General features: G+C 39.5%; 26 protein-coding genes and 2 tRNA genes. 23 read left to right on the plus strand and 5 right to left on the minus strand.

Annotated features, from left to right (window positions below; genetic code table 11):
• The first annotated feature begins 5 nt into the window (after positions 1–5).
• The 8 genes from BLV53_RS06005 (at position 6) to BLV53_RS06040 (ending at position 8,204) form a co-directional block, all read left to right on the plus strand.
• Positions 6–968 carry an alpha/beta hydrolase gene (locus BLV53_RS06005; protein ID WP_090298547.1) on the plus strand — a complete coding sequence of 321 codons (963 nt, stop codon included), beginning with the start codon at positions 6–8 and terminating at the stop codon, positions 966–968.
• Positions 969–1,029: 61 nt separating this feature from the next.
• Positions 1,030–2,538 carry an ATP-dependent Clp protease ATP-binding subunit ClpX gene (gene clpX / locus BLV53_RS06010; protein WP_090298550.1) on the plus strand — a complete coding sequence of 503 codons (1,509 nt, stop codon included), beginning with the start codon at positions 1,030–1,032 and terminating at the stop codon, positions 2,536–2,538.
• Positions 2,539–2,746: 208 nt separating this feature from the next.
• Positions 2,747–2,950: a cold-shock protein gene (locus BLV53_RS06015; RefSeq protein ID WP_028235478.1), complete on the plus strand. Its 204-nt coding sequence runs from the start codon at positions 2,747–2,749 to the stop codon at positions 2,948–2,950.
• Between the two features lie 137 nt (positions 2,951–3,087).
• Positions 3,088–4,233 (plus strand): transglutaminase domain-containing protein, encoded by a 1,146-nt coding sequence (locus BLV53_RS06020; RefSeq protein ID WP_090298553.1) that lies wholly within the window; start codon positions 3,088–3,090, stop codon positions 4,231–4,233.
• Positions 4,234–4,374: 141 nt separating this feature from the next.
• Complete coding sequence (locus BLV53_RS06025) at positions 4,375–5,211, plus strand: DegV family protein (protein WP_090298556.1); 837 nt, start codon at positions 4,375–4,377, stop codon at positions 5,209–5,211.
• A gap of 6 nt (positions 5,212–5,217) precedes the next feature.
• The gene (locus tag BLV53_RS06030) at positions 5,218–6,420 is read left to right on the plus strand and encodes a bifunctional folylpolyglutamate synthase/dihydrofolate synthase (protein ID WP_090298558.1); all 1,203 of its coding nucleotides are present in this window, start codon (positions 5,218–5,220) and stop codon (positions 6,418–6,420) included.
• Positions 6,413–6,892: a J domain-containing protein gene (locus tag BLV53_RS06035; RefSeq protein ID WP_090298561.1), complete on the plus strand. Its 480-nt coding sequence runs from the start codon at positions 6,413–6,415 to the stop codon at positions 6,890–6,892. Before BLV53_RS06030 ends, BLV53_RS06035 begins: the two co-directional genes overlap by 8 nt.
• The gene (locus tag BLV53_RS06040; protein WP_090298564.1) at positions 6,873–8,204 is read left to right on the plus strand and encodes an MATE family efflux transporter; all 1,332 of its coding nucleotides are present in this window, start codon (positions 6,873–6,875) and stop codon (positions 8,202–8,204) included. Before BLV53_RS06035 ends, BLV53_RS06040 begins: the two co-directional genes overlap by 20 nt.
• A 118-nt stretch (positions 8,205–8,322) precedes the next feature.
• On the opposite strand, the gene BLV53_RS06045 is transcribed toward BLV53_RS06040, so the two are convergent.
• A complete protein-coding gene (locus BLV53_RS06045; protein ID WP_139298925.1) occupies positions 8,323–10,110 on the minus strand; it encodes a methyl-accepting chemotaxis protein in 1,788 nt (595 codons plus the stop codon).
• Between the two features lie 312 nt (positions 10,111–10,422).
• On the opposite strand from BLV53_RS06045, the gene BLV53_RS06050 reads away from it, so the two are divergent.
• Positions 10,423–10,785, plus strand: a complete 363-nt coding sequence (locus BLV53_RS06050) for a hypothetical protein (RefSeq protein ID WP_090298568.1) — start codon at positions 10,423–10,425, stop codon at positions 10,783–10,785.
• A gap of 192 nt (positions 10,786–10,977) precedes the next feature.
• On the opposite strand, the gene BLV53_RS06055 is transcribed toward BLV53_RS06050, so the two are convergent.
• Positions 10,978–11,050: transfer RNA gene (locus BLV53_RS06055), tRNA-Gly, on the minus strand.
• Between the two features lie 206 nt (positions 11,051–11,256).
• Here BLV53_RS06055 and BLV53_RS06060 point away from each other — a divergent pair.
• The 8 genes from BLV53_RS06060 (at position 11,257) to BLV53_RS06095 (ending at position 18,010) form a co-directional block, all read left to right on the plus strand.
• Positions 11,257–12,192 carry a hypothetical protein gene (locus BLV53_RS06060; protein WP_090298571.1) on the plus strand — a complete coding sequence of 312 codons (936 nt, stop codon included), beginning with the start codon at positions 11,257–11,259 and terminating at the stop codon, positions 12,190–12,192.
• Positions 12,193–12,206: 14 nt separating this feature from the next.
• Positions 12,207–12,752, plus strand: a complete 546-nt coding sequence (locus BLV53_RS06065; protein WP_090298574.1) for a prolyl-tRNA synthetase associated domain-containing protein — start codon at positions 12,207–12,209, stop codon at positions 12,750–12,752.
• Positions 12,753–12,817: 65 nt separating this feature from the next.
• Positions 12,818–13,525, plus strand: coding sequence for a hypothetical protein (locus BLV53_RS06070; RefSeq protein WP_090298580.1), 708 nt, complete (start codon positions 12,818–12,820; stop codon positions 13,523–13,525).
• A 13-nt stretch (positions 13,526–13,538) separates the two neighbouring features.
• Positions 13,539–14,768, plus strand: coding sequence for a transglutaminase domain-containing protein (locus BLV53_RS06075; protein WP_090298583.1), 1,230 nt, complete (start codon positions 13,539–13,541; stop codon positions 14,766–14,768).
• 32 nt (positions 14,769–14,800) lie between these two features.
• Positions 14,801–15,346 carry a hypothetical protein gene (locus BLV53_RS06080; RefSeq protein WP_139298926.1) on the plus strand — a complete coding sequence of 182 codons (546 nt, stop codon included), beginning with the start codon at positions 14,801–14,803 and terminating at the stop codon, positions 15,344–15,346.
• A gap of 117 nt (positions 15,347–15,463) precedes the next feature.
• Positions 15,464–15,536 (plus strand) — tRNA-Gly (locus tag BLV53_RS06085).
• Between the two features lie 999 nt (positions 15,537–16,535).
• The gene (locus BLV53_RS06090) at positions 16,536–17,150 is read left to right on the plus strand and encodes a hypothetical protein (protein ID WP_090298588.1); all 615 of its coding nucleotides are present in this window, start codon (positions 16,536–16,538) and stop codon (positions 17,148–17,150) included.
• Positions 17,151–17,371: 221 nt separating this feature from the next.
• Entirely contained in the window at positions 17,372–18,010 is a 639-nt protein-coding gene (locus tag BLV53_RS06095) for a hypothetical protein (RefSeq protein ID WP_090298591.1), read from the plus strand.
• Between the two features lie 123 nt (positions 18,011–18,133).
• Here the strand turns inward: BLV53_RS06095 and BLV53_RS06100 are convergent, their stop codons facing one another.
• The gene (locus tag BLV53_RS06100) at positions 18,134–18,604 is read right to left on the minus strand and encodes an AlkZ-related protein (protein WP_090298595.1); all 471 of its coding nucleotides are present in this window, start codon (positions 18,602–18,604) and stop codon (positions 18,134–18,136) included.
• A gap of 198 nt (positions 18,605–18,802) precedes the next feature.
• Here BLV53_RS06100 and BLV53_RS06105 point away from each other — a divergent pair, with 198 nt between their 5' ends.
• Complete coding sequence (locus tag BLV53_RS06105; protein WP_090298931.1) at positions 18,803–19,744, plus strand: DUF1848 domain-containing protein; 942 nt, start codon at positions 18,803–18,805, stop codon at positions 19,742–19,744.
• Between the two features lie 15 nt (positions 19,745–19,759).
• Here BLV53_RS06105 and fliB read toward each other — a convergent pair whose 3' ends face one another.
• Together fliB and BLV53_RS06115 are read right to left on the minus strand one after the other, a co-directional pair.
• Positions 19,760–20,851, minus strand: a complete 1,092-nt coding sequence (fliB, locus tag BLV53_RS06110) for a flagellin lysine-N-methylase (protein WP_090298619.1) — start codon at positions 20,849–20,851, stop codon at positions 19,760–19,762.
• A gap of 72 nt (positions 20,852–20,923) precedes the next feature.
• Positions 20,924–21,175 (minus strand): hypothetical protein, encoded by a 252-nt coding sequence (locus BLV53_RS06115; RefSeq protein ID WP_090298623.1) that lies wholly within the window; start codon positions 21,173–21,175, stop codon positions 20,924–20,926.
• Positions 21,176–21,359: 184 nt separating this feature from the next.
• Between BLV53_RS06115 and thyA the strand changes: the two genes are divergently transcribed.
• The 5 genes from thyA (at position 21,360) to BLV53_RS06140 (ending at position 26,371) form a co-directional block, all read left to right on the plus strand.
• Positions 21,360–22,211, plus strand: coding sequence for a thymidylate synthase (thyA, locus tag BLV53_RS06120; RefSeq protein WP_090298626.1), 852 nt, complete (start codon positions 21,360–21,362; stop codon positions 22,209–22,211).
• A 151-nt stretch (positions 22,212–22,362) separates the two neighbouring features.
• Positions 22,363–22,848, plus strand: a complete 486-nt coding sequence (locus BLV53_RS06125; RefSeq protein WP_090298629.1) for a dihydrofolate reductase — start codon at positions 22,363–22,365, stop codon at positions 22,846–22,848.
• 36 nt (positions 22,849–22,884) lie between these two features.
• Positions 22,885–24,576, plus strand: coding sequence for a biosynthetic-type acetolactate synthase large subunit (gene ilvB, locus BLV53_RS06130; protein WP_170830765.1), 1,692 nt, complete (start codon positions 22,885–22,887; stop codon positions 24,574–24,576).
• A 26-nt stretch (positions 24,577–24,602) separates the two neighbouring features.
• Positions 24,603–25,112, plus strand: coding sequence for an acetolactate synthase small subunit (gene ilvN, locus BLV53_RS06135; protein WP_090298937.1), 510 nt, complete (start codon positions 24,603–24,605; stop codon positions 25,110–25,112).
• Between the two features lie 35 nt (positions 25,113–25,147).
• The gene (locus tag BLV53_RS06140) at positions 25,148–26,371 is read left to right on the plus strand and encodes a cell wall hydrolase (RefSeq protein WP_170830766.1); all 1,224 of its coding nucleotides are present in this window, start codon (positions 25,148–25,150) and stop codon (positions 26,369–26,371) included.
• The last annotated feature ends 9 nt before the right edge of the window (positions 26,372–26,380 follow it).

The following is a 26,380-nucleotide window of genomic DNA, read 5'->3' on the forward strand; positions in this document are numbered from 1 at the left end:
ATATTATGACATTCGAAGATTTATTTATAAAAGATCAGGATTTTTCCAAAGAATTGGAAAATAAACTTCTTCCATTCATGGAAGAAACAGCAACAGACGGCTATTTGGAAAGTAACGATGGGTTAAAGCTACATTATCAGTATTTTTTAAATCCAAAGGAAAGAGCAGCAATTGTCATTTCACATGGATTCTGTGAGTTCATTTCTAAATATGCAGAGACTATCTATTATTTTTATCAGATGGGTTATTCTGTATTTATGATTGAGCATAGAGGACATGGATTCTCTGACCGTCAGGTTTCAGGTTTTTCCATGGTTCATGTAAATCGTTTTGAAGACTATGTGGATGATTTTAATCTTTTTATAGAAAAAGTGGTAATTCCACAGAGCTTGACTGAGCGTTTATATTTGTTTGCACATTCTATGGGTGGTGGAATAGGCTCACTTTATTTGGAGGCTCACCCTGAGGTATTCAAAAAAGCTGTGCTTTCATCACCACTTATGGAGCTTAACATGGGCTCAACCAACAAATTTTTGATTTGGTTGGTATGCATGCTTTCTTATATTCCATTCATTGGAACAAAATATATTCCAGGTCATCACGATTATGACCACAAATATAAATATCCTCATTGTTCAACCATGTCCAAAGCCAGATATAACTTTGTATACAACGAGCGTGAGGAGGAGCCTCATTATCAGTCAAATGGTGCTAGCTTCAGATGGGGCAGAGAAGCTATTAATGTTTCTAAAAAAATTCTAAAAAATGCCCATTTAGTAAAAATTCCTGTTATACTTATGCAAGCATCCTTGGATGATTTGGTTACTCCTACTGCGCATAAGGAGTTCGAAAGCAAGGCTGCTGATTGCAAGTTGATTCGTTATGAGGATTGTAAGCATGAAATCTTCAATGCCACAGACGACATCATCTTTGACTATTACAAAAAAATAATGGATTTTTATGAGTAAAAAGCCTGGGATTCCTGATTTAAGATTGATTTCGTCAGGGCAGGCAAAGAGGAGAAATATTATGTCAAATCAGGATTTCAGAGAATTTGACCCTAACGAAACAGAGATAGCTGATATCTCAGATGATGTAATTGAAGAAGTTACAGGCAAAGATAATAAAGAAGATAAAAAGGACAATCAGGATAAGAAGCCTACAGAGTTCTGTTATATGTGCCGCAGACCAGACAACATCTGTGGTCCACTTATCAAAATGGCTCCAGGAATGGGAGTCTGCAACGAATGTATGCAGCGCACTTTCGATTCAATGGGCAACTTTGGTTTTGGCGGCGGTGACAATTCTAAAAGCAATATGGATATGTCAAAAATGCCAAATATCAGCTTCTTGAATCTTGGAAATCTGTTTGGTGAAGGTCCAAAGGTTAAAAATGCCCATGGTGCATCTACAGCAAAGGCAGAAGAGGATAGACCGGCACCAGCTATTGATATCAACAATATCATCCCACCTCACAAAATCAAGGCAATGCTTGACGAATATGTGGTAGGTCAGGATTATGCAAAAAAGGTTATGTCCGTAGCTGTTTACAATCACTACAAGCGTGTAGCGACAGGCACTATGGATGATATCGAAATTGAAAAGTCAAATATGCTTATGCTTGGACCAACAGGTTCAGGAAAGACATATCTTGTCCGTACTTTAGCTCGACTTCTGGATGTACCTCTTGCTATCACAGATGCTACATCCCTTACAGAGGCAGGCTACATTGGTGACGATATTGAATCCGTTGTCAGCAAGCTTCTTGCAGCAGCGGGAAACGATGTTGAACGTTGCCAGCAGGGTATTATCTTCATAGATGAAATAGATAAGCTGGCTAAAAAGAAAAACACAAATCAGCGTGATGTAAGTGGTGAGTCAGTTCAGCAGGGAATGCTTAAGCTTCTTGAGGGAGCTGATGTGGAGGTGCCAATCGGTGCATCCAGCAAAAATGCCATGGTTCCAACCACTACTATCAATACAAGAAACATTCTGTTCATCTGCGGTGGTGCATTCCCTGCAATGGACGAAATTATAAAGGCCAGACTCAACAAGCATTCATCAATGGGCTTTATGGCTGACCTCAAGGACAAGTACGATAATGATAAAAACATTCTTCAGAAGGTTACTGTTGAGGATTTAAGAGAGTTTGGTATGATTCCAGAATTTATTGGACGTCTGCCAATCGTGTTTGCCACAGAGATGCTGGATGAGGATATGTTAGTGCGTATCCTTAAGGAACCTAAAAATGCCATTATCAAGCAATATGCAAAGCTTCTAGAGCTTGATGAGGTTAAGCTTGAATTCGAGGAGGAAGCACTTCATGCTATAGCAAGAAAAGCTCTCGATAAAAAGCTCGGTGCCAGAGGACTTCGTTCTATTATTGAAGAGTTTATGCTTGATATCATGTATGAGATTCCAAAGGATGATAATATCGGTCAGGTAATTATCACTGGAGATTACATTGAAAAGAAGGGTGGCCCAAAGATTCTTGTACGTGCCGCTGGAATGATTTCAGATAAAGCGGCAGCTCAATAAAAATATTCTTACAATAGATTTGCCTAAAAAATGCTGTACCTCAACGTTATAAAATTCGGATGACATGTTATTTTTATTAATTATGAGTAACAATTGGTAAAAAATGTATAAAAAAATCCGTCAATTCCTTTACTTTGCTATTCGGTTTTGCTAAACTAAACATAGTCAAGCAGGAGCTTGGCAAGTAATATATTGGAGGTACTTTAGCATGAGCAAAGGTACAGTAAAGTGGTTCAACAACTCAAAGGGCTACGGATTTATCTCAGACGAAGCTGGAAACGATGTATTCGTTCACTTCAGCGGCATTAACTCAGAGGGTTTCAAGACTCTTGAAGAAGGTGCTACAGTTGAGTATGAAGTAACTGATGGGGCAAAGGGACCACAGGCTGTTAACGTAACAGTTGTACGTTAATCAAATTCATTAATCATATGTTTGGGATACCTTTGGTTGTGTTATGAAAAACAGGCTTTAGGCAATACAAAGATGATTAAGGGGAGAGAGGCAGTGTAATTTTATATTACACTGCCACTTTTTTTAGGAGGAACTTTTTGAAAAAATTTATAAGTTTTCTAATCAATACCATTATCCTACTGGCGTTAATTACGGGAGCTATTTATTTAGGAACCTACGTCCTTAAATATTTTAAGGGTTCTAAAGGTCCAATAGTTCCAATAATAGCCGAGCCTAAGGTTGTAGAGAGTGTCTCTTATGACCGTTATGCCTACCAGCAGCTTGATGAGGAAGCCCAAACGATTTATGATCAGGTCTATAACTGTATCATTGAATATAATGATAAAGTGTCATTATCTACAAAGGATAGTGAAGTTTTACAGCTGGCCTTTGAAGCAGTTATGTCAGATTATGGCGATTTGTTTTGGGTAAATGGCTATCAGTATAATACCTACTCATCTGGTAGTGAAGTGGTAGGCATTGAGTTCTTGCCCAAATATACTATCAACAAGGAACAAAGGGATGTATACCAGGCTACAATAGAGGCTAAAGCAGATGAGTGGCTTTCTGGTATTAGTGATTCTGCCAGTGATTTTGACAAGGCCTTATATGTATTTGAAACGCTGATCAATAATGTAGATTACAATCCGGAAAGTGATGAAAATCAAAACATACTCAGCGTATTTTTATATCAATCTACAGTATGTCAAGGTTATGCAGATGCTGCCTGGTATTTGTTAGACCGGTTGGACATAAATAGTACCATTATAGCGGGGACAGCTAATGGTGAGAATCATGCCTGGAATTTGGTTTATCTGGATGGTGCTTATTACTACATGGACATTACATGGGGAAACAGCAAATATCTGGATAGTAACAATGATACAACAAAGCGAGTTAACTACGCATATTTGGCTATGACCAGCGAGGAACTACTTCAGAATCATGTAATTACATCCAGCTTTGAAGTACCGGAATGCCTGTCGAACCAGGATAATTACTACGTACATCAGGGACTTTATTATGATCAGTTTGCTCCAGAAGCTATAGGCTCTCAGCTTAAACAGTCCTACGAATCTGGCGAGGCAGAAATCTCTTTGAAATTTAGTGATTCTGACCTGTTTTCTCAGGTTATGACTTATTTTATAGACGAAAATCACTTATCAGAGTATTGCAGAGGCCTCAAGTCAGTGTATTATCTGAAGGATGAAAGTGTCAATGTTCTTACTATTCAGTGGAATTAAAGGGGATTCTTGGAATGATGGACATATGAGAATAAATACACATGTAGTTTTAAAAACCACATGTTGAATTAATAAAAACTATTTACGTGGAAATACCCTAGTGCTATAATCTCTGTTGAAGAAGATTATCGGAGGATTACCATGTACAAAATTATTTTAGATAGCTGTGGGGAGCTTACAGAAGAGATGAAGGCAGATGGACGTTTTGTAAACGTTCCACTTACTCTAGAAATTGACGGCGAGCATATTATTGATGACGAGACCTTTGACCAGGCTGACTTTATTAAAAAAGTTAAAGAAAGCCCAAATGCTCCTAAATCAGCATGTCCATCACCTCATGCATATATGGCGGAAATGGAGTGCGACGCAGATAATATCTACGTGGTTACATTATCAGGAGAGCTTTCAGGCTCATATAATAGCGCATGCCTTGGCAAGGATCTTTACGAGGAAGAGGATACCTCAAAAAATATCCATGTTTTCAATTCTAAGTCAGCATCCATCGGTGAAACTCTGATCGCCATGAAAATAGCTGAGTGTGAAGAAGCTGGCATGTCATTTGAGCAGGTTATTGAGGCTGTAGATGCCTATATCGAAAACCAGCATACATTCTTTGTACTTGAGACACTTGAGACCTTCAGAAAATCCGGTCGTCTTTCAGGACTTAAGGCTGCCATTGCAGAAACACTTAATATCAAGGTTGTAATGGGTTCTACAGATACAGGATATATTCAGCAGCTTGCAAAGGGACGCGGCATGGCCCAGACAGTCGACAAGATGACAAAGTGCGTCATGGATGTTACCACGGGTTGTGAAGATAAAATTTTGGCAATTTCTCATTGCAACTGCCCAGAACGTGCTCTATCATTAAAGAAAAAAATGGAGTCGTTGGCCAATTTTAAGGACATCTTTATTGTGGACATGAGAGGCGTCAGCACTATGTACGCAAATGATGGTGGAGTTATTTTGGTCGTATAATTAACTATGACATATGATCAGGTAGTAAATACAATTGATAATAAACGCCGTTTTGGTAAGGCTTGTGGGCGAGATGTTACAAAAGAATTTATGGAGGTCCTAGGACATCCTGAGCTTGGAAAACATATTATTCACATAGCTGGTACCAATGGCAAAGGATCAGTAGCAGCTTTTGTGAGTAGTATCTTGCAGGCTGCTTCTTTTTCGTCTAAAACGTCCTTTAAGGTAGGACTTTTTACATCACCACATCTAATCGATTACACTGAGCGCATCCAGGTGGATGGCAAGCAAATCTCAAGAGAAGATGTGAGAAGACTTGGGGAAATGCTTCTTTCAATGAATCTTGAGCTTGAAGCTACCATGTTTGACTACTGGCTTGCTATGGCACTTTTATATTTCAAGGAGCAGGAAGTAGACTATATAGTTCTTGAGACTGGCCTTGGTGGTGCAAAGGATTCTACTAATGGATTAAGCCAGGTTCCTAAGGTCTGTGCCATTACATCTATAGGCTTAGAGCACACCCAGTATCTTGGGGATACACTTGAAGCTATAGCAGGAGAAAAAGCCGGGATTATAAAGGCGAATATTCCTGTTGTAATAGGACAGATGGATAACGAGGCTGCAGCAGTAATTGAGACCCGTGCTAAGGACTTAGGTTGTGCACTTACCAAAGCGGACGAGGTGGATAAGTCACTTAAACTTGGTCTGTTTGGTGAATATCAACGGAAAAATGCTGCAGTTGCGGTGGAAATCATCAAGAGTCTGAGCCTTACTGTGGATAATCAGACGATAGAAAAAGGACTTGCAAATGCAGTCTGGCCAGGAAGAATGCAAATCATTAACGAGGCGCCTTTTGTTATGGTAGATGGTGCCCACAATCCCGCTGGAGTAAGAGCATTGTATGAAAGTTTGGTGTCCGAATTTCCATCAGAGAGATTTTCATTTATAATGGCAGTGATGGCAGATAAAAATTATGCCGAGATGGCTGATATTATAAAGCTTGTAGCAAAGCGCATTTATACAGTGACCGTTGATTCTGATAGGGCACTTCAGGCCAAGGAACTTGCAGAGGTTTTGCTGGATAAGGGAATCGATGCAACAGCCTGTCAGTCCTATGAAGCTGCCATAAATCAGGCATATAGTTATGAAGAAAAAATAATAGTATTTGGTTCGTTATATTTCATTGGGGAGATTTTGAAAAATGATTAAGACCAGACAGGAAGCATGTGCTATCCTTGGACTTTCTGCTTATGCAGATGAAGCTCAAATAAAAATGGCATATAAGGATTTGGTGAAGAAATGTCACCCCGATGTGACGGGAAGTCACGATTTCACTCAGTATAATCACATCACTGAGGCCTATCAGTTTTTGTTAGAGGAGTCTAGGGGAGAGGCACTTGTCCATAGCAAAGTTATGGGTAAATCGACCCAAAGATACGCTTCCAGTAAGGCAGATTATGCCTCTTTTCAGAAGAAGGTGGACCGACAGAGAGCTAAAAAGAAGGCTGAATTTGAACAGAAACAAAAGGACTTTGCCGCCTACTATGAAAAGCAGGAGGCGGATTATAAACGCGCCATGGACGCCATAGAGGCCATCAGAGTGGCGAGAGCCATTGAAAGTATGGTCTGGGCTAATGGCTTAGAGAAAGAAAATAAGGAAAATGATAGGAAAAAAGACTAAGGATAGTGTATTTTGGAGTGTTGTAGTTGTTGCTATTCCTACTATGCTGGAGCAGATTTTGTCTGTGCTCATGCAATATGTGGATACCGCCATGGTAGGCCACCTGGGAGCAAAAGCTACGGCTGCAGTATCTACATCCACCACCATCACCTGGCTTATTGGCAGTATGCCATATGCCTTTGGTGTGGCCGCCATGACGCTTATCGCTCAAGCTATAGGTGCTGGTGAAGAGGACAAAATAAAACATATCGCAAAGCAAAGCTTGTTATTTGCGATTGGAGTAGGTGCTGTTATAGAGGTGATTTGCCTTGTTATTTCACCATTTGTAGCTACCTGGATGGGAGCTGAGGAAGCTATCAGACCAGCGGCGACCAGATATTTCTTCTGGATTTCAGTGCCGATTATTTTAAAATCCATTCAGTATATTTTGGCATCGGCTATTAGAGCCACTAAAGACACCAAGACACCTATGATTATTAGTATTCTGATAAATGGTGTTAACCTGATTTTAGACTATATATTCATCTATATTTTTAAAATGGGTGTGGATGGTGCTGCATTTGCCACATGTATATCTGCGGCACTTGGTGGAATACTTACACTGTTTGTATTCTTCAAGAATCCATATCTCTCATTTAAGGGCAGCCTATTTGAGGCTGATAAAGAGGTTACAGCCAGAATGTGGAAGTTGTCTTTGCCTGTGCTTTTGATTAATGTGGCTTCTACATCTGGTTATGTAGTGTTTGCAGGTCTTGTTTCACACATGGGAACAATTATTTTCGCAGCACACAGCATTGCTGTTGGAGCGGAAGAACTGTTTTATATTGGTGGCTATGGTTTTAAATCTGCAGCCACTACTATGGTTGGAATATCCTTTGGTGAAAGAAACTACGACAAATACCGCAAGGTATGCATCAGCAGTATAGCCTGTACACTGGGAGTAATGATACTCAGCGGTGTGCTGCTATTTATATTTGCTCGACCACTGATGGGATTTTTCACCACAGATGCTGAGGTTATAGAGCTTGGTACCACAGTGTTAAAGATGGTAGCTTTCAATGAACCATTCTTTGGACTTTACGTAATATCCGAAGGTATCTACTATGGACTTGGCCGAACCAAATATCCATTCGTAATCGAAAGCGTAGGGATGTGGGCAGTGCGTATCTTATCCACCTATATTGGAATTCATTTCTTTGGAATGGGACTCATTTACGTTTGGTGCTGTATGATAGCAGATAACGTATTAAAGGCTTTATTCCTTACTGCGCCGGTGCGTGGCCTCTGGAAAAAATCTATAGAAAAAGCTTAAATAAAAACACTTGCAATATCTCTTAGTATTTTCAATGAGCATAGGCGTGACCGATATTGAAAATACTTTACTTAGAGATATGCAAGTGTTTTTTTATAGAGTGAATTGATTTTTTCCTTTATTTACTCCAAAACGCTTGGCCTTCAGGCGTATCCTTAGGTGGCAGTTCTACGCGGAAGAACCGTACGTTTTTGGTAAGAATTTCTGCGATTTCCTGTAGTTCCTTAGCCTGGTCTACAACAGCTTCCATATTGGAATCGAGCTGTGCTAGACTGGCACTGGTTTCTTCTGTTGATGCGGCGTTTTCCTGTGAGATACTTGATAGAGAATCTACAGAGCTGAGGATGCTGTTTTTATCTGCGTTAACAGATTTTACCAGCTCAACAATCTGCTTATTTCCTACCTCTGTTTCCTGAAGGAGTCTAAGCATTTCATCAAAGGATTCGCTCATATCTTCAAGGGCTGCAGCTTCGCTTGTGGTGGCATCTTTGATATCTTCAGCCAGCTTTTTATTGGTATCTGAATAATGAGTAATTGTAGCAAGCATTCCTGTGATTTCACCTGCCAATTGATTAGTTTCTTCAGCCAGGTTTTTGATGTTATCGGCAACAACGGCAAAGCCCTTGCCTGCTTCGCCTGCTCTTGCAGCTTCGATAGATGCGTTGAGGGCCAAAAGGTTGGTCTGGCTTGAAATATTTATAATTCCTTCTGCAGCCTCTGAAATCTGAGCAACAACATTTGCTGTTTCACCAACTGAGCTTGCAACTTCACCGGCGATAGTATCTGTTTTTTGATCCTGTATTTTAATCTGTTCCAATTTTTCTTTTAGTTTAGATGATTCGTCGAAGACGAGCTGGCCTTTATCCAGGTTTCCATGTGCAGAATCTAATACATTTTCCACAGAATCTCCGATACTTGCAGTAATCATTGATGTAGTAGATACATCCTGAGCCATCGCTGTAGCTCCTTCTGCTATATCATAAACAGCAGAGCTGATGTCATTTGTGGTGGCCTGAGATGCTGTGATGTTGTCCTTGGTTTCCTCCGCTTTAGCATTAACTTCATTGGCTTTGTCGATGATATCTGCCAAGGCATTTCTTAAATCATGCCGCATAGATTCAAGGGATTTACCCATATTTGCAAATTCCGTGATGATGGTTTTCGGTCGTACCTTTGTTACAAAATCTCCACTAGACATCTTTTCTACAGAAGTTGTGATAGATTTCATATTTTTGCTTATATTAATAAGTATATAGATGGTGAATGCAAGTAATGCAATGGAAACGACACCAAAAATTAATACTGAATTAAGGATTGATTTTTTAATGCTCTCGTCTGTATAGGCTTTTTCCTCAGCTGCAAAGGCGATAACCATTTCGTTCATATCTTTTAGCCAGGCTCTTGCACTTGAAAAACTATTAATCCACGCTTCGGTAGCTTCAGCTGTGGTTGTGTTGGAGTAATCATTTTTCCAAGCGGTAAATTCTGACATAAAATTATTATAAGAAGTAGAAAAGTTATTACCTGATTCGGCGGTGATACTGTTATATAAATAGTCGATGGATCGGGCTACTTCAGCAGCAGCATTTAATTCGGACTCAACCTGCGCTGTTTTTGTAGCAAAATCTGTGTCAAAACCGGCTAACACATCAGCAGGTACGTATGCACTATAGGTTATTTTTTGTGTACCGATAAGCTGTGCCTCCACAAAATCTCTGTCAGCAGAAATAACGTTGGAACTTATACCATAAAGTATGGTGTAATAGTTATTTTCTGCTGTTTCTTCAATTTTGATTGACCTGTAGGCATTATAGATGTTACACGCAATTAAAGCGATTATGAGCGGCAGTGCAATCATCAGAATTAATGCGTTCAAACTAATTTTGCGATTGTTTTTCTCTTTCATATGAAATCTCCTTAAAATTATGGCGGATGAAAAAAGAAAATTGCTTTATGTTACATTTTGTTTAAATAGTCTACATTAAAATTTTGATAAAATGCAAAAATACACTAAAAAAACATACAAATATCCAAAAAAATAGTAATTTACAGAGATATATAATGGTATGCTAGACAATAGTATACGATGAAACAATATAGAATAAAGTTATATAAATGATGATGATTACATATATGGGTTGACATATAATGGAAGAGCGTGCTAAACTAACATCGTTTTTGAAAGAAAATTTGTTGTCGATGTTTTGAGAGGTATTTTATGGAACTTACAACACTTAATAAAGAATACAAATTATTACGCGAAGAGAGCGAAGAGAAATTCGTAAAGATGAGCTTAATTGAGCCTCATATTAATTTCGTTGAAGAATACTGGATTACTTCAGATCATACTCTTGGAAACACAAGATCATATTTTGATTCTTATGAGATGGGACTTGAATATGCATTAGATAGAGTAGATTACAGAATGAGTCTTAATGCTGATGGCCAAAAGCCATTTATTATTTTTGTAAACGGTAAAGCGGTTAACGCCAAGGGCCAGCTTGAAAGCTTCCTCAATGGAGATTTCAAGATTGAAGCTGTAAATATAGAAGAGAGCAACGTCAAGAAGCTGTATTCTTAATTGCAAATTTGTGCACAGAGCTCCAGTGCTTAGATGAAGTCTAGGTACTGGGGCTTTTTTATTTAATGAGTATCTATAAATAGAAAAAGACGGTTCATGACCGCCTTACTATTTACTACTATATTAATTATCGAAAATTTTATTTAACACAAAAAAAGAAGCCATCCAAATGAATGACTTCTCAAATTCAAGAGCGCGAAACGGGACTCGAACCCGCGGCCTCCACCTTGGCAAGGTGGCGCTCCACCAACTGAGCCATTCGCGCATTTCTTATGTGTTCCTCGGAACAATGTATAATATATAGGAATTACAGCCATAAGTCAAGCAAAAATAAAAAGTTGCAAAGCTTTAAGAAATGCGCGAGATTGTCTGAAAATTCTAATGGCTGGTTGTTACATTAATAAATGATTATAATAGAACATGATAAATGTGCATGGCACGTCAAAACGAACTTGAGTGAGGAGAAAATAGATGAAAAAACGAACTGTAACTTTTTTATTATCTATGATGGTGGCAGCTAGTGTGGTTGCTTGTGGAGAAACTGATACAAAGCAGACTTCTACTGGGGAGTCTCAAGTAGTTACTGAAGAAACAGAAACTAATAATGATGCTCCGATTGAGACTGCAACAGAACAATTAACAGATGAAGAGAAAGGTCAGATTTTAGCTGATTACCCAACAGGCTTAGAAAAGCTTGCGGACAAGACCTTTGATATGAAGGCAGGATATAAAGCTTCTGAGGGGCTTTATGATAAAATTGATGGTCCAAGCGGGACGCTATATTGGCAGTATCCATTAAATACAGATAACCTTGTGGTTGCAAAATACGATAGCGATGAAAATGCTTTGACATTCGAGTCTATAGGTGTAGATGAAGCTGGTAAAGCTGTGGTCACAAGTGATGTGGTTTTAGAAGATTTCCTTGGAATATCTGACGACACTAAAGTTTTATTTTCGGGCCTTAATACTACATCAGGACAGAATCTAATAATGGTCGAGTACAGGGATGTTGCATACACTTATGCAGATGGTGTGACCTACAATATCGCATTAATCCAGATAGGAGATGATGGTAGCCTTACAAAAGTTTTTGACGATGGACTCTGTGGCTCTGGTGATGAGGACATTACTGCCGATTTGAGAGCAGGTTTTAATAAGGCCATAGCAAGGGATTACTCAAAGGATACATTTGAAGATGCTTTTTACAATGGTAATTTGTTGATCGAACAGGAAAATATGCCAGTGGCTGCCAGTATAGAATTCAAGTCAGAATCTGCAAAGCTTGCTGATGATGGTGATTGGGAAGGTGCCAGCGGTATTTCATCAAAGCTTTATGAAAATCCAGATGCCGATGTAGAACCATTTGATTGGGGTACAGGCAAATTCGTCGCAGATAGTTATAAGTAAGATGAGGTATAAAAATGACATTATATAGTGGCAGACCTGGAACCGCAGAAGGTAGACTGGAAAAGGAAATACGTACATACGATTATTTGGATGAGCTAAAAATCCCATATGAGAGAGTAGATCACGAGGCCGCAGAAACAATGGAGGCCTGCAAGGCGGCGGATGATTCCCTCGGTGTTGAGATGTGCAAAAATCTCATGCTTTGCAACAGACAGAAAACTGCATTTTACATGCTCTTAATGCCTGGCGATAAAAAGTTTAAAACAAAGGAATTATCAGCACAGATTAATTCAGCCAGACTGTCATTTGCTGATGGGGAAGATATGGTTAAATATCTGGACATTATACCTGGCTCACTAAGCATTATGGGGCTGATAAATGACAAAAATAACGACGTTAAGCTTCTGATTGATGAGGATGTTTTAAAGGCTGAATACATCGGCTGTCATCCATGTGTGAATACATCAAGCCTTAAGATTTTAACATCAGATATAGTGGAAAAGTTTATACCATCAACAGGACACGATTTTACAACAGTGCATTTAGTTGGGGAAGATTAGTGCTTTTATTTTCTTTTTGGCAGTTTTATATTACACTAATCAGGAGAGGCTAAAGGGCAAAGCGTATGCAGCAAATATCCCTGAATGATAATTTCATAAAAGTCACAGGCGTAGATGTCAAAGGTTCTTATGGAGGCAATCAGGGGTGGTTTGTAGACAGTGCCTTTGGCAATTTATCCAGGCAGGGCTGTGGTGTTATCGCTGCTGTGGACACTATGCTGTATCTTATAGGTAAAAATGAAGCTGCTATCGAAAGTTATTCGAAGATAGTGCGTGATTTTTGCCATGAGCGTAGACTTTCCAGGTTGTTTATGAAAGAAATATCAATCCGCAAACACGGTAATAATTCTTTTGCTATTGGAATCATTCCTATTCAGATGTCAGGTTTTATCAACAATAGGATGAAGGCCTATGGGATTAAAAAGCGAGTTAAATGGAATGGCATTCATGGACACAAGTACATGTATCAGAAAATGAAAGCTATGATTTCCATGAATAATCCTGTGATTTGGTCTTTGTACTCGCCTAAGGGGAAGCTTAAACTATATGTAAAGACTGATAAGACGAAAGGCTTTTCGTACGCTGGTCAATCTGTAAATAATCATTATGTGACGGCGACTGCCATACTTGAAGGTTATGTGCCAGAACACCCCAGGATGATAGAGATATCCAGTTGGGGCAAGAGATATTATATTGATTATGATGAATATTTAAAATACGTTGGCAAATCTTTGATTAGTGGGTATTGCTCTAATATATTTATTGTAAAGTAAGGGAAAAAATTATATGAAAAAAATCATAATAGCACTGGGTACTACAGTTTTGGTAGCAGGTGGAGCAGGAGCAGGTCTCTATGCCTACTACAATCAGGAATCTGATTTAGTGTACAAGGATGTTTATGTGGAGGCAGGCACATCGGATTGCGATGTGAAGGAATTTTTGAAAAAAGAAAATGCTAGTGCTACTTTTACAGCTGATTCTACATTTGATGCAAGCGTCCCAGGTGACTACGATTTAAAAATCAAAGCTGAACTGCCTATCTTTGGAGAAAAAGAATTTTCAACTACTCTTCATGTTCAGGATACTGTGGCTCCAAAGCTTACTTTAGCAGAAGAATCTATAGAGATGTATACCACCGCAGTACCACCAGAAATTACTGATTTGGTTGCAAACGTAGAGGATGTAACCAACTGTACCATTGACTTTGAGAAGTCCTATGATTTTACAAAGGAAGGTCAATTTGACATAACGATTCTGGCAAAGGACACCAGCGGAAATGAGACAAAGGGTTCAATCCCATGTAAGGTGATCGCAGATGTAACACCGCCGGAAATCAAAGGCGTGGAAAATCTGGTGATTGCTCAGGGTGATGCTGTTTCATACAAGAAGAACATTGAAGTGGTGGATGATCAGGATGAGAATCCTACACTTGAAGTAGATAGCACTGGAGTAAATGTAGATAAACGAGGAGTTTACACTGTGATATACAGGGCCACAGATGCAGCAGGTAATACTTCTGAGAAAACTGCGTCAGTGAAAATTATATCGGCAAAGATTGCAGCTGCCACTGAAGAAACCGTATATGCGAAGGCAGATGAGATCTTAGCAGATATCATTACACCAGGGATGACGCAGCTTCAGCAAGCCAGAGCAGTATTTGACTGGGTGGTAAAAAACATTACGTATTCCGAAACTGCTGGTATAGATGATGTGCTATCAGCAGCCTACAAGGGTATGTTCAACCGTATCGGTGATTGTACTGTCAAACAAAAGACTGCTGAAGTGATGCTTAATCGCCTTGGCATAAAAAATATGGAAATTGAAAAGATCCGTGATACCAGAGGCCATTATTGGCTGCTCATTGATGTGGGAGAGGGATGGTATCACTATGATCCTAATCTGCAGTTAGATGGAACATTGATTTTCTACTGGCATGATGCAGACCTGTGGGAATATTCAAATGCCCATAAGAACACACATAATTACGACCCAGCGAAATATCCACATATTCAATAGAAATAGGCAAAGCCTTAAAATAAAGGAGAAAAATGATGAAGAGAAAATGGTTAGCTTTTGGTATTGTTGCAGCTATGGCACTGTCTATGGTTGCCTGCGGCGGTTCAGACGACACTAAGGTTATTGAGGCTAGCTCAAATGGTGCTGGTGATGCTGAGTCTACAGCACAAAATGATGAGGGATATGTTTTCCATTATGATGGAACAGAATTGAAAATGGATGATGATGCAGCCCCTATAGTAGAAAAGCTTGGTGAGCCAAGTCAGTATTTTGAATCACCTAGCTGTGCAGCAGAGGGAATCGGAAAGCTATATACTTACAGTGATTTTGAAATTCAGACATATCCAGATGGTGATGTTGACAGAATTTTATATGTTCGCCTCAGAACAGATAATGTTGCCACAGATGAGGGGATAGACCTTTCAAGCACAAGAGAAGACATTGTTGCTGCATATGGTGAGCCAGCTGAAGAGGCTACAGGTTCAATGACATACGAGCTTGGCGGTACATCACTTATTTTCATATTTGATGGCGACAGCCTTAACTCAATCGAATATGATAGTGCCATGAATAAGTAGTTGTAATTTTCTGAAAAACGAAGGGATTTTTAAAAGCTTTGCAACTTTTAAAAATCCCTTGACTTATGGCTGTGATTCCTATATATTATACATTGTTCCGAGGAACACATAAGACATGCGCGAGTGGCTCAGTTGGTGGAGCACCACCTTGCCAAGGTGGGGGTCGCGGGTTCGAGTCCCGTCTCGCGCTCTTCCGAAATGGCTCACAAATGTTGATTTTATCGCATTTGTGAGTTTTTTATTTTGCAAAAACAGGGGTACAATAAGGGTACATTCGTTGTTCTGGGCTTATAGCCCTTATTTTTTTACTCATTTTTGCTTACCCAAACATCTCATTCCAACTATCAGTATCAATATCACCAAGTTGTGACACTCTCTTATAGTGGCCTGTTGTTTTATTGCCTAGTCGAACAAAAGATGATATTTTTTTGGGTGAATTAGGAAAAAATCAAACAAGAAAATATACAGTGAAATAGTAATTATTTTATTCCAATTGAATTCGGCAATAAATGATGTTATATTATAGATAAAGAAAGCACCCACTTCAAAGTGGATGCTCCCGAAATAGACTTATTTAGCTCTCAGTGAGAGCCGCCTCTTTCGTTTCGCAGACGAGAGAGGCATTATTTTTTTCGCTTGTTGTTTCTCTTATCGAGAAAGCTAAGCAACGCCAGTAAGAAACCACAAGCTGTAAAAAGCAACGCTAACATAGTTAGCATTATCATCAAGATTTCGTAGTCCGTCATGTGCGCCACCTCCCTTCCATAGTGACATCCAAATATATGGAGCACCTTATAGAATGGCTCGGGAGATTTCCACCTCGTCATGGGTACTTTCAGTGCGGATGAACCGCATAGATAAATCTAGCACAAATGTTCTACTTTTACAATCGAATACTCCAAGTTTCTTAGTACTAAAAAATAAACTGGTTTATTGGACTAAAAAACTTGGAGAAGTACATGATTGAAGCAAAGTATGTAGAAACAAAGAATAAAGATTTCTGGTATAGCTCAGATAAGCATTTGCCAGAAAAAGATTAGAGAGCCGCACAAAATTATACTGAATTATTAGCATAATCAGCCGATATACAAATAGAGAGAGTATTTACATTGTAGTAAAGGATTTGAAGGTGTCAATGGATTGAGCATATCTGTTGATGCCTTTTTATTATGAAAGGGGCTGGAAACTTATGGATAATATATTGATACAGGCAAAAATGAAAATGAATAGCATAAAACTTGATGTATCTGCAGCTGATGAAAAAAGTACAGAAAAGCTTGGAACTGAGATTGCAGCTTCAATTAGAGAGAAAATTGAAGAATCAAAGAATAGTTCTGAACAAAATGACGAAAAGATGATGACTAAAATAATGGCAAAACTTAAAAGTGGTAAGAAACTTAGTCAAAAAGAAGAATCCTATCTAAAGCAGCATGATCCAGAGCTGTATATTCAGTATTTACGAATCCGTAGAATGGCAGAAACTATGGCTAGTCGTTTGAAGCATGCCAATTCAAAAGAGGAAGTTAATGACATAATTATGCAGTCCATATCTGGAATATCTGATAAAGATCAGTATAAGGAATATATTGTAGCAGCACTTGACGAGGTGGCAAAAGAATTTAAAAAATCAGATAATTATAGAAAACTACCTTCTACGTCAGAGGAGGCTGAGGAAAAGAAAAAATCTTTATCAAATAATGATTCATTTTCTGAAGACAATTTTGATGACGATTTTGACCCTATGAGTTGGTCGCCTTTACAGGAGCTTGTTGATACTATGCCAACATTTGAAGCTCCTGCATGAAATGCATATTGATTTGATAACTCCATTTTATATACATTTGTTATTAAAAATATTTACACAAAAAATATGCCACGATTATATTTATATTGACTATTATTTTGAGCCGTTATATGTCGATATAGAAGTGTAATTGTTTGTAAGGCAAAGGAAACGCTTATATCAACGGAATGATGTTGGAATAGGTGATTTACGATTTGTGGGCGAAAATGATGGAGGTTGTTATGAGTTCAATTAAAAATTCGTATGAATACTATCAGGCTAGCCAGGGGCTTTTATCAATGTTAAATAAAAACAAAAAAGGTAATCCGCTGATTAATCATTTGGTCGAAAAGAATGAATTAGCATATCAGCGAAAAATGGAATCCTTTGGATTTGGTACGACAAAAGGTAATAACAAATATAAGCAAGTTGAAACATCTGCAAATAATTTGGAAGATGCCTTAGTCAAACTTGGAAACGAAGAGCTTTACAAAGCAGAAACTGGAAAAGAATACGATAATAGCTTGCTGATTAAAAATATCAATAATTACATAACTGCTTACAATAGTACAGTTACTTCTTTGGATAATTGCGGTGGTTCACTTAAGAATAGTTTTGCAATAGAGCTTAGTGAAGCTTTCAAAGAAAAGGCAGAAGCTTTTAATAAAGTTGGGATAACAATGTCTGCCGATGGAAAACTTGCCGTGGATCAAGAAAAGCTTAAAGCTGCCAATCCAGATGATATAAAGAGTATTTTTAATACAGGTTCAGCGTATTACAAAGCCATAATTAATGGTACAAACTCAATGGAGACCATTATTAATAAGGCATTGGCTATGAAATCGGGAACATATAATGCCAGTGGAATCATGTTGCAGTAAAAGTGCGCTATGAAGCTATATAGGCGATTAATATTTGAATATTACAAAAAGAAGAATCCTATGCAAAGCAGCATACTGCCAAGATGCTTTGCATAGGATTTCATTTTATCACTAAACTTTGGACTATTTTGCCTTTTTAATTGAGACCTTGCGTTCTCCAGGCCTTGTTCCAATTATATTTTTTATCTGCCCTGCAGTTGCAATGGGATACATGTCCATTATGTGGTTTTCGATTTTCTTTGCAGAATCTATAGGATTTTCTTTATATTCAGACCTCACATAATCGGAGCCCCACAGATGTTCCGGGGTAGAATAGATAGCTATAGGCCATCCGTATTCTTCGCCTTGCTTGTTTTTGCGTTGCCTAAAATCTCTTACACAAAGATACATCTGCATTTGCAGGCCAGTGATTACACCATCAAATCCCTTCTCACCACCTTTTCCGAACCCTGCTTTTTTCTTAAGTTCATTGGAATAGTATTCCGCGTCTATTTGATCGTCACAATATAAATCCATAATTTTCTTTTGCTTGGCCGAGGCTTTACCATCTTCCCAAAGAGCGTCAAAATCATAACCATCTCTGCGATAGTTCACAAATTATCACCTTCATTAACAGGTTTGTAAACAGTCACTAGGGAAACTATGGAATCAAGGCAAATTGCTTGGGGTGCAATAATTTCCACCTTCAATAAAACATTTGTTCTTGTTGAAATATTGAGATATAATACTGAAAATAGCGATATTTACGTCCGGGAATATGAGCTAAACTACGGTAAAAATAGGAGTAACACTATGATTATTAATACAGGGCAGAGGACGGACATACCTGCATTTTTCCCTGAATGGTTGGCAAATAGGCTAAGAGAAGGTGTGGTGTGCGTGCGCAATCCATACAATCCAGTTCAGGTGAGCAGATACAAGCTGGATCCTAAGGTGGTGGATATTATAGGCTTTTGCAGCAAAAATCCGGCGCCGTTCTTTAAGTATCTTGACTTGTTGGATGGCTATGGACAGTTCTGGTATGTGACTATTACTGGCTATGATAGGGACATAGAGCCCCATGTGCCGGACAAGCTAAAGGTGATGGAGGATTTCAAATATCTTTCTAAAAAGGTGGGACTTGATTCCATAGGCTGGAGATATGATCCGATTTTTATAGACGATAAATATACGGTGGATTTTCATCTGAAAAAAATTGCGGAAATGGCGGAAAACCTTGAGGGCTACACTAGGATAGTGGTGATTAGCTTTATAGATATTTATGACAAGGTGAAGAGAAACTTTCCAGAGGCCAGAGGTGTGTCAGCTGAGGATAAGGTTTATCTGGGACAAAAAATCATAGAAATTGCAAAGAAACACGGGATGCTCGTTAAGCCCTGCGCTGAGGGAGATTTTCTGGAAAAATATGGGGCAGATTGCAGAGGGTGCATGACACTAGCTGACTACGAAAACGCCATAGGTAAGAAGCTAATTCCACCTAAATCAAAAATACAAACTGCGCGTGAAGATTGCGCCTGCTATTTAGGGTCGGATATTGGCGCTTACGATACCTGTGGCCATTTGTGTAGGTATTGTTATGCTAATAATGATATCGCCCAGGTGCCCGTTAATAGAAAACTGCACAATCCGAACTCTCAGTTTTTGATAGGCGACTATAGGCCAGGTGACATCATCCATGATGTAGAGCAAAAATCATGGATAGATGGACAGATGGATATTTTTCAATTCATTTAATAAAATGGGCACCCACTATACAAGTGGGTGCTCGTCCATATATGCTTCTGTGGCTAAAATATTTGGAATTGAATGTTCCAGCTCTCGTGCATAAAGATATGTAAATCTTATAATATCCGCCAAATCAATTGAACCAGTATTAATATAATGCGCCAGCATTAAGTCCTGAATGTGAACGCATGTGGCGACTGAAAGCTGCGCCTGCCCGAAATAGTATTCATCATAGGCGGAACCGCAGAAATACGCATAAATAAAGTAAACCAGAATTTGCTCCATGATAATATCAAGATTGATATTTTTACTAGAAAGATGTGAGCTCATGGAAGTGGTCATATCGCATATATCTACTGACTTTCTTGACGTAGTATTATAGATAGTTTCTTCGGAAAAATTGATGATGTCAACAAACTCATCGCCAGTGTATTCCCAGTCTTTCATAGCATCAAATAAGGTGTGTCTTACCTCTGGAGTCAAATCTAAAGGTTTGTAAGCGACGTGTAAAACAGCCTCTAAATCAATATCTTCAATCTCCCCGTCCCCAAGCAAAACAAAATCGATTTCATCTTGAAATGCCTTTGCAATAGCTAAAATTTGCCCCATTCTGTCATCAAGTGTGCGTGTTCTGTCTTGAGCGATGTCGATGAAATTATCTCTCAATACACTAAGAAGTCTATATATGGACTGTTCTTCAGGATTATAGTCCTCTTCATCTAAAGTGGCATCCTCCGAGCGGTTAAAAGAAATCGGTTCCACGGTTGAAAGAATCATTCTTGCAACCTCAGGGCAGGAAATGCTGAGGGAATATTCTCTGACATTTTCAAATTCTTCTATGTGCCTTGGAAATGTGGCGCAGGTGTGGCATAAAATATCCGGGCCATGGGCAGTAATCAATTTACATAAACCATTTTCATCAAGGTTCAGGCATCGTTTTTTATTATCATGAAAAAATGCTTGCTCATGGTAATCGACAGTATCAATTTTCATGGATGAATATTTATTCAAAGAATTATCATCTATTTCTATCTGCCAGCCGGCACAGCAGGTCTTAGGACAGGCGTCTGCGATGCATTTGAAATTGTCATAGTAATCTGGATGAATGTATTTCATATCGTAATCTCCAAAATTTTAAAATAAAAACGACCCGCACATAGCGAGCCGCTGGTATTATGTTTAATCTGATTATTCAGCTGATAAATCTGAAAGATAATCCTGAATGGCTGAAGTGTCAACCTCGTTGTATTCGTAGGTGGCATTTGCCTTGGCTGAATCCTGTACCTTTGTGTAGATAGAAAATCCCACCCAGCCAACGATAGCAAGGCCAATTACTGAAGCAACTACGATGCTGGCGATTTCTTCGGCTTTTTTCTTTCTGAGGATTGATCTGCGATTTTTCTTGTCTAACTTCTTCTGATCTACTTTCTGCTGACTCATTTCTTCTCCTATTTGCTAGACCTTGATTTCCGTAGGAAGTCTAACATAACTAGTAAATATAGTAGCGCATTGATTAGTCCTTTTCAAGGGTATTCAAATTGCAGGCAATTGTGGTAAAATTTATAATGATTATATAATCTAGGTGAATTCTAGGTTTTGAGATTTTGAAAGGGATAATTATTGCATGAGCAAAGCTGATATTATATTTAAAGATATGTGCCGAGATATTTTGGAAAATGGCACGGATACAAAGGATGAAATAGTGCGCCCAACTTGGCAGGATACAGGTGAAAAAGCCTACACTATCAAGCAGTTTGGCGTGGTTAATAAATACGATTTACGTGAGGAATTCCCAGCTCTTACACTTCGTAAGACAGCACTTAAGTCCTGCATGGATGAGGTGCTTTGGATTTATCAGCGCAAGTCAAATAATATTCACGATTTGAAGCCACATGTATGGGATGAATGGGCAGATGAGAATGGTTCCATCGGTACAGCCTATGGATACGTAGTTGGAGAAAAATTCGAGTTTAAGGGCGAGCAGATTGACCAGATGGATTATGTACTAAAGCAGCTCAAGGAAACACCTTATTCCCGTCGAATCATGACAAATCTATATCAGTTCCACGACCTTGCCACAGGACATTTGGATCCATGCTGCTATTCAGCTACCTATAATGTCACCAAGGACAAGGCTACAGGCAAGTTGGTACTTAACATGGTGCTGAATCAGCGTTCACAGGATGTGCTTGCTGCAAACAATTGGAACGTGTGCCAGTATGCCATCCTTCTTATGATGGTGGCCCAGGTCAATGACATGATACCGGGACAGCTCATCCATGTCATCGCAGATGCACACATCTACGACCGCCACGTGGATGCAATCAAAGAGCTTCTAAGCCGCCCAGAGCTTCCAGCTCCAAAGGTTTCGCTTAATCCTGAGGTGAAGAATTTCTATGATTTCACTACCGATGACCTTATTGTGGAAGGATATGAGGCTGGCGAGCAGATTCGTAACATACCGATAGCGGTATAATGTTGTTGAATAATCAGCTGCTTAACCTTGGCGAGCGCGAGAAGGAAGGCTCCATGCCGAGTGAGGAGCTACTGCACCGGAGCGAGAGTATGGAAGGTGGCCTGCGGGAGCACGGAACACTTGGAGGCTGATTTATGGAGAGGATTATGATATGAATTTAATTGTAGCAGTAGATAAAAATTGGGCCATAGGCAAGGACAACAAGCTCTTGGTAAGCATTCCAGATGACATGAAGTTCTTCCGAGAAACCACCACAGGCAAGGTGGTAGTCATGGGGCGCAAGACTCTAGAGAGCTTCCCAGGTGGCAAGCCACTCAAAAATAGAGTGAATATCGTTTTGACTCGCGACTCAAACTATCAGGTAAAGGATGCAGTTGTAGTTCATTCAAAGGATGAGCTTGATAAAGAACTTAAAAAATATAATCCAGATGATATTTTTGTCATCGGTGGCGAAAGTATCTATAAGATGCTTCTTGATGAATGTAGTCGTGCATTTGTTACATATGTGGATTATAGCTACGATGCAGACACATATTTCCCAAATCTGGATGAAAAACCAGAGTGGAAGCTTGCTCAGGAATCAGAAGAGCAGACATATTATGATATAGAATTTTATTTCAGAACTTATACAAAATAGCAACAATAAACCGGCACTTACAATGAGGACACTAAAATGGCATTGAACATCACAGGACGAAAGTTATTTGTTAAGGCGTTGAAAGAAGAGGGCGTAGATACAATATTTGCATACCCAGGTGGTATGATTACAGATATTATAGATGAGCTATACAAGACTGAGGGCATAAGAGTTATTCTTGGCCGTCATGAGCAAGCCCTTGTGCACGAGGCAGAAGGCTATGCCCGTGCCACAGGAAAGACGGCTGTAGTCCTGGTGACCTCAGGTCCAGGTGCAACTAATACAATTACTGGTATTGCAGATGCCTATTATGACAGCATTCCAGTAGTTATCTTTACAGGTCAGGTACCTCTTCACCTAATAGGAAACGATGCTTTCCAAGAGGTAGATATTGTGGGCATGACCCGTTCTATTACCAAACTTGGCGTGACAGTCCGCAACCGCGAGGAGATGGGACGCGTCATTAAAATGGGATTTCAGGTTGCCTCAACTGGCAAGCCTGGCCCGGTTCTTATTGATATTCCAAAGGATATTCAGGTGACACCAGGCTCTCCTGATTACCCTGATCATGTGGATATTCGTGGTTATCATCCAAACGAGACAGTTCATATTGGCCAGCTTAAAAAGGCCTATCGTCTGCTTAAAAATGCAAAGAGACCTCTGATTTTAGCAGGTGGCGGTGTCAGAATATCTGGTGCTCAGGCCGAGCTTTTAGAGTTTGCTACCAAAATGAACATCCCTGTCACAACTACAGTGATGGGAAAAGGTGTTATGCCAGAGGATAGCCCGCTTTACATTGGTAATTGCGGAATGCATGGTAGATTCGCTGCTAATAAAGCGGTTACCGAATGCGACGTTTTATTTTCTATAGGTACACGTTTTAACGATAGAATAACAGGTGATTTGGAGAAATTTGCTCCAAAGGCACAGATAGTTCATGTGGATATTGCCTCTGCTTCTATCTCACGTAATGTAGTGGTAGATGTTCCGGTTACAGCTGATGCTAAAATCGCTCTTGAGCGTTTGGTGGAATATGCTGAAAAAATGAATACCGAAAAATGGGTGGCAAAGATTGCAGAGTGGGAGAGCGAACATCCACTTACTATGCCACATAGCAAAATAGGTGTGTGTCCTCAGGTTATTTGCGATGGAATCAATCAGGTATTCCCGGATGCTAATATCATCACAGATGTAGGACAGCATCAGATGTGGGCCAGCCAGTTTATTAAGCTGAATAAGGGGCAGGAATTTATTACATCGGGTGGTCTTGGAACTATGGGATTTGGATTCCCGGCAGCAGTGGGTGCAGCAGTAGGTGCCCCAGACAAGCCTGCAGTTTTAATCACAGGCGATGGTGGCTTCCAGATGAACATGCAGGAAATGGCCACAGTCATGACAGAAAAAATCCCAGTTGTTATATGCTTATTTAACAATTCTAATCTGGGTATGGTTCGCCAGATGCAGCAGCTTTTCTATGGAAAACGTTATGAGATTACCGATTTATCTGCAGGGGAAAGAGGCTATTTCCCAGACTTCCTCAAGTGGGCTGAGGCCTACAATGTTAAGGGTATAAGAGTAACAAATGAATCTGAGGTTGTAGCTGCGTTAAAGGAAGCTAGAGCAAATGAGGATGGCCCTACTATCATAGATTTTGCAGTATCTCCAGACGATTTGGTTCTTCCTATGGTAAAAAGCGGAACACCACTTAGTGACATGATTTTAAAATAGAAGCAGGGGTAAATGACATGGATAAAATGAAAAATAGATGGATTGCTTTATATGTAGAAAATCAGGTAGGTGTTCTGGCAAAGGTCTCTGGACTTTTTTCAGCTAAGTCATATAATCTTCAGACTCTTACAGTAGGTATTACAGAGCGTGAGGATGTATCACGTATGACCATTTCTGTTATGGCTGATGATGTGACCTTTGAGCAGATTAAAAAACAGCTCAACGCTATGGTAGAGGTTATCAAGGTTATAGATTTGACCACTATTCCTATCCACATGAAAGAAATCCTTTATGCTACAGTGCATGGACTTGATACCGAGGGCAAGACAGAAGCCTTTCAGATAGCAGAAGTATTTGACAGAGGGGGCAGTGTAAAAATCTGTGATATTGGTTCGGATACAGTGCTTTTTGAATGCACACTTACTGAAAATAAAAATAATGAAATAATATCTTTACTTAAAACAAGATTTAAAAACGTACAGATTGTGCGCGGCGGTGCGGTTGCTGTGGAAGCTATTAGCAGATCTAACCGTTAGTAATAAATCAGGTAGGATATTACATGGGGGAATTAATGAAACATCGACTCAGAGCCTGCTTGGTGATTATCATTCTTTCGCTGAGTTGTTTATGCTCAAGTGTTGAAGCTTCTAAAGCGGAAGTAGACAGGCTCAAGGAAGAGACGGAAAATGCTACCCAAAAGGTAGAGGATTTAAAAAATCAGCAGCAACAGGTTCAAGATGCAAAAAATCAATTGGAGTCTCAGGCGGATAGCTTGTCAGGACAGATTACAGATTTGAACAATCAAATATCCACTGTTACTGGTGAGATTTCAAATACAGAACAGGATATAGCTGCGGTTGAAGCAGATATAAATAAGCTTTCTGATGAGATTACAACTATCCAGAATTCATTGGATGCTCAAAAGCGTTCCATGAAAGCCAGAATACAGTATATGTACGAAAATAAATCTACAAACACTCTGGTAAACTTTCTGGAAAGTGGCACCATGTCAGATTTTTTGCAGAGACTAGAATATATGTCCCAGATTGTGGACTATGATCAAAGAGCCATAAAAAAGTTTGAGGAAACTCAAGCATCGCTAGAAGAAAAAAAGGCGGAGGTAGAAGAAAAAAATAAGCAGCTGAGTGCCTATAAGAGCTCTTTAAGTTCAAAAAAATCACAGCTTGGAAATTTAGTTGGAAATGCAGCTACAGCGCTTAACGTTACAGCTGGTCAGATAGCCGATAGCCAGGCTGCTATTGAAGAGTTAGAACGTCAGCTTCAAGAAGCGAAAGAAAACGAAAAGAGAATCAGAAAACAATACGAAGAGGCTCAGCTGGCATTGGCACAAAGGCTGGCTGGTGAGCATGGAGCCTATAAAGGCGGTTACGCCGGAGACGCTGATGAAACCACACTTTTAGCTGCTCTTATTCAGGCGGAGGCTGACAACCAGGGCTCTGATGGACGTTTGGCGGTAGGCTCAGTAGTTATGAATCGAGTGGCTAGCTCCAAATTTCCAAATACTATTGCGGGAGTAATTTATGCTCCAGGTCAGTTTGCTCCGGTGGCATCAGGCAGATTTGCAATCATTCTTGCGAATGGTCCAAACAAAGGCTGCATGAAAGCGGCAGAGCAGGCTATAGCTGGAAATACTAATACAGATGCGCTGTTTTTCTTCACCACATCCTATGCCCAAAACCTACATGACACACAGGTGGCAAATGGACAGGAAGGCTTTTTCGACAGGACAGAAGGAATTACAATCAGGGCTCACTATTACTACAATTACAAGTAAAACATAGTT

This window comes from Pseudobutyrivibrio sp. ACV-2, assembly GCF_900107545.1.
In the GTDB taxonomy this organism is placed as follows: domain Bacteria; phylum Bacillota; class Clostridia; order Lachnospirales; family Lachnospiraceae; genus Pseudobutyrivibrio.

Excerpts from the sequence above, each read along its gene's own strand:
- BLV53_RS06065 (WP_090298574.1), top strand. The coding sequence starts at position 12,207 with ATGACATTATATAGTGGCAGACCTGGAACCGCAGAAGGTAGACTGGAA.
- BLV53_RS06035 (WP_090298561.1), top strand. The coding sequence starts at position 6,413 with ATGATTAAGACCAGACAGGAAGCATGTGCTATCCTTGGACTTTCTGCT.
- BLV53_RS06125 (WP_090298629.1), top strand. The coding sequence starts at position 22,363 with ATGAATTTAATTGTAGCAGTAGATAAAAATTGGGCCATAGGCAAGGAC.
- BLV53_RS06025 (WP_090298556.1), top strand. The coding sequence starts at position 4,375 with ATGTACAAAATTATTTTAGATAGCTGTGGGGAGCTTACAGAAGAGATG.
- BLV53_RS06095 (WP_090298591.1), top strand. The coding sequence starts at position 17,372 with ATGAGTTCAATTAAAAATTCGTATGAATACTATCAGGCTAGCCAGGGG.
- BLV53_RS06080 (WP_139298926.1), top strand. The coding sequence starts at position 14,801 with ATGATGAAGAGAAAATGGTTAGCTTTTGGTATTGTTGCAGCTATGGCA.
- BLV53_RS06030 (WP_090298558.1), top strand. The coding sequence starts at position 5,218 with ATGACATATGATCAGGTAGTAAATACAATTGATAATAAACGCCGTTTT.
- BLV53_RS06015 (WP_028235478.1), top strand. The coding sequence starts at position 2,747 with ATGAGCAAAGGTACAGTAAAGTGGTTCAACAACTCAAAGGGCTACGGA.
- BLV53_RS06045 (WP_139298925.1), bottom strand. The coding sequence starts at position 10,110 with ATGAAAGAGAAAAACAATCGCAAAATTAGTTTGAACGCATTAATTCTG.
- BLV53_RS06115 (WP_090298623.1), bottom strand. The coding sequence starts at position 21,175 with ATGAGTCAGCAGAAAGTAGATCAGAAGAAGTTAGACAAGAAAAATCGC.
- thyA (WP_090298626.1), top strand. The coding sequence starts at position 21,360 with ATGAGCAAAGCTGATATTATATTTAAAGATATGTGCCGAGATATTTTG.
- BLV53_RS06140 (WP_170830766.1), top strand. The coding sequence starts at position 25,148 with ATGAAACATCGACTCAGAGCCTGCTTGGTGATTATCATTCTTTCGCTG.
- BLV53_RS06040 (WP_090298564.1), top strand. The coding sequence starts at position 6,873 with ATGATAGGAAAAAAGACTAAGGATAGTGTATTTTGGAGTGTTGTAGTT.
- ilvB (WP_170830765.1), top strand. The coding sequence starts at position 22,885 with ATGGCATTGAACATCACAGGACGAAAGTTATTTGTTAAGGCGTTGAAA.
- BLV53_RS06060 (WP_090298571.1), top strand. The coding sequence starts at position 11,257 with ATGAAAAAACGAACTGTAACTTTTTTATTATCTATGATGGTGGCAGCT.
- BLV53_RS06090 (WP_090298588.1), top strand. The coding sequence starts at position 16,536 with ATGGATAATATATTGATACAGGCAAAAATGAAAATGAATAGCATAAAA.
- fliB (WP_090298619.1), bottom strand. The coding sequence starts at position 20,851 with ATGAAATACATTCATCCAGATTACTATGACAATTTCAAATGCATCGCA.
- clpX (WP_090298550.1), top strand. The coding sequence starts at position 1,030 with ATGTCAAATCAGGATTTCAGAGAATTTGACCCTAACGAAACAGAGATA.
- ilvN (WP_090298937.1), top strand. The coding sequence starts at position 24,603 with ATGAAAAATAGATGGATTGCTTTATATGTAGAAAATCAGGTAGGTGTT.
- BLV53_RS06070 (WP_090298580.1), top strand. The coding sequence starts at position 12,818 with ATGCAGCAAATATCCCTGAATGATAATTTCATAAAAGTCACAGGCGTA.
- BLV53_RS06075 (WP_090298583.1), top strand. The coding sequence starts at position 13,539 with ATGAAAAAAATCATAATAGCACTGGGTACTACAGTTTTGGTAGCAGGT.
- BLV53_RS06005 (WP_090298547.1), top strand. The coding sequence starts at position 6 with ATGACATTCGAAGATTTATTTATAAAAGATCAGGATTTTTCCAAAGAA.
- BLV53_RS06105 (WP_090298931.1), top strand. The coding sequence starts at position 18,803 with ATGATTATTAATACAGGGCAGAGGACGGACATACCTGCATTTTTCCCT.
- BLV53_RS06050 (WP_090298568.1), top strand. The coding sequence starts at position 10,423 with ATGGAACTTACAACACTTAATAAAGAATACAAATTATTACGCGAAGAG.